This window comes from Streptomyces sp. NPDC054840 (assembly GCF_053611065.1).
Window position 1 is genome coordinate 1 of sequence record NZ_JBSGZP010000851.1, and the last position, 2,649, is coordinate 2,649.

The 2,649-nt window shown below is 75.7% G+C and carries 2 protein-coding genes; both read right to left on the reverse strand.

From position 1 onward, the window contains the following. Nucleotides 1–111: 111 nt before the first annotated feature. Nucleotides 112–1,236 carry a glycosyltransferase family 4 protein gene (locus tag ACWGIU_RS35015; RefSeq protein ID WP_453712133.1) on the reverse strand — a complete coding sequence of 375 codons (1,125 nt, stop codon included), beginning with the start codon at nt 1,234–1,236 and terminating at the stop codon, nt 112–114. 206 nt (nt 1,237–1,442) lie between these two features. After that, nucleotides 1,443–2,649: DNA repair protein RecN (locus tag ACWGIU_RS35020; protein ID WP_453712134.1), on the reverse strand; the 1,207-nt coding region annotated here is incomplete at its 5' end.

Genomic DNA, 2,649 nt, shown 5'->3' on the forward strand with positions numbered 1-2,649 from the left:
GCATCGCAAGGCGGAGGGGCGCCCCCGTACTGGGCGTATTCGGGCGTTCCGACAATGCGGCGAGGTGTCGTGGCCGGCGCCGTGCGCCCGCCGGGGATGACGGGACAGCCCTTAGCGGCGGGTTCGTTCCATCAGTTCGTCGTAGACGGACAGGACCTGGGCGACGGTGTCGTCCTCCGACGGCCACGTCGCGGCCTGCGCGCGCCCCGCGACCGCCAGCGCGGCCCGGCGGTCCGGGTCGGACAGCAGGCCGGTCACGGCCGAGGCGAGCGGGCCCGCCTCGCCCGGCGGGACCAGGACCGCGCCCTCCCCCACCAGCTCCGGGACACCGCCCACGGCCGTGGCCACCAGCGGTACGCCCACCCGCAGAGCCTCCTGCGCCGGCAACGCCCGCGCCTCCCACCGGCTCGGCAGCACCGCCAGGTCCGCCGCCGCCAGCAGCTGGGCCACGTCCCGGCGGCGCCCCAGCAGGCGTACCGGCAGCCCCTCCGCCTCGATCCGCCGGGAGAGCTCCGCCCGCAGCGGCCCCTCTCCCGCGATCACCAGCAGCGGCGCCGGGTCCAGGCCGCGCCACTGGCGTGCCGCGTCGAGCAGTACGGAGTACCCCCGGTGCGGCACCAGGCTGCCGACGGCGATCAGCAGCGGCCGTTCCACCGCGCCGAGTTCCGCCCGCACCTTGCCGGGGTCGGCCGCCGCCTCCGGACCCGCCGCGTCGGCCGGTACCGCCACCGGGGCCAGTCGCGCGTCCCTGGCGCCGCGCAGCCGTGCTGCGTCCACCTGGTCCGAGGAGGCCCCGAGCACCACCGCCGCGGCCCGGGCGACGTGCCGTTCCAGCATCCGGCTCAGCCGCCCGAGCGCTCCGGCCGCCGTCGGACCCTCGCCGTGCCAGCTCACCACCAGCGGCACCCGGCGCCCCCGTATGGCCAACGCGGCGCGCATCCCGGCGCGTACGCCGTGCGCGTGCACGAGGTCCGCTCCGGCGCAGGCGGCTCGCAGCACACTGACCGCGTCGGGTGCGAACTGCGCCCCGGCGCCGGTGAAGTCGTACTCCCCCTCCGCCTGGACGGGCGCGCACACCGTGACCCGTACCCCGCGCGCCGCGAGGCCGGTCGCGAGCGACCGTACGTGGGCGCTGCTGCCCGCGCCCGCACCGCTGCCGAGTACGTGCACGGTGCGCAACGGCGGCCGGCCGTAGGGCTGGGCCGGGAGGGAGGTGGAGACCGGGGAGCTGCTCACGGGCCGAAGCTCCAGGGTGAGGGAGTCAGAGACGTCGCCAAGGATGCCAGTCCGCACGCGCGTTCCGGGACCATACGGGTGCGGATCCCGTACGAGATACCGCAGGACGCCCGTCAGCCTCACCCACACGGACCATCGCGCGGCCGTCCCGGGCACGGCGAAGGGCCCGGAGCGCCGTACGTTCCGGGCCCCGGCCATCGCGCGTCTCACGCGTCCGCGCGCGCCGCCGCCAGCAGTTCCTCGGCGTGGGCCCGCGCCGAGACCGAGTCTTCGTGGCCGGCCAGCATGCGCGACAGTTCGCGGATCCGGGCCTCGCCCTCCAGGACGGTGACCCCGCTGCGTGTGACGGAGCCGTCGTTGGTCTTCTCGACGAGCAGCTGACGGTCGGCGAAGGCCGCCACCTGCGGCAGGTGGGTGACGACCACGACCTGCGCCGACTTGGCGAGCTTCGCCAGCCTCCGGCCCACCTCGACCGCCGCCTTGCCGCCGACGCCGGCGTCGACCTCGTCGAAGAGGTAGGTGGGTACCGGGTCGGAGCCCGCGAAGACGACCTCGACGGCCAGCATCACCCGGGACAGCTCACCGCCCGAGGCACCCTTGGCGATCGGCCGCGGCTGGGCTCCGGGGTGCGGGGCCAGCAGCAGTTCCACCTCGTCCGCGCCCGAAGGGCCGTAGGCGACAGGGCGGCCGTCCACGTCCACTCCGTCGGGGTCGTCGGCCTGCCGGACGTCGATGGTCACGCGGGCGTGCGGCATCGCCAGTGAGGCCAGCTCCTCCGTCACCGCGGAGGCGAAGCGCGTCGCGGCTTCCACCCGGGCGTCCGTCAGTGCCTGTGCCAGCAGCGACAGTTCACCGCGCAGTCCGTCTCGCTCGGCGGTCAGCTCGGTGATCCGCTCGTCGTCGCCGTCCAGTTCCAGCAGCCGTGCCGCGCCCTGTTCGGCCCACTCCAGTACGGCGTCCACGGTGCCCGCGGAGCCGTACTTGCGGGTGAGCTGCGTCAGGGCGGCCCGCCGCTCCTCGACCGCGGCCAGCCGCAGCGGATCGGCGTCCAGGTCGTCGGCGTAGCCGGCCAGTTCCCCGGCCACGTCGGACAGCAGGATGCCCAGCTCCCCGATCCGTTCGGCGAGCGCGCCGAGGGCCGGGTCGTGGGAGCGTACGGATTCCAGGGCCCGGTGGGCGCCTGCGACGAGCATGTTCGCGTCTATGGCCTCCGGGTCCTCCGGGTTGCCGGCGAGCGCGGCGTGCGCGAGCTGCGCCGCCGAGGCCAGTGATTCGGCGTGCCCGAGCCGCTCCGCCTCGGCGGCGAGCTCGGTGTCCTCGCCGGCCACCGGTTCCACGGCCGCGATCTCGTCCAGTCCGAAGCGCAGCAGGTCCGCCTCCTGGGCCCGTTCCCGGGCCCGGGTGGTGATCTCC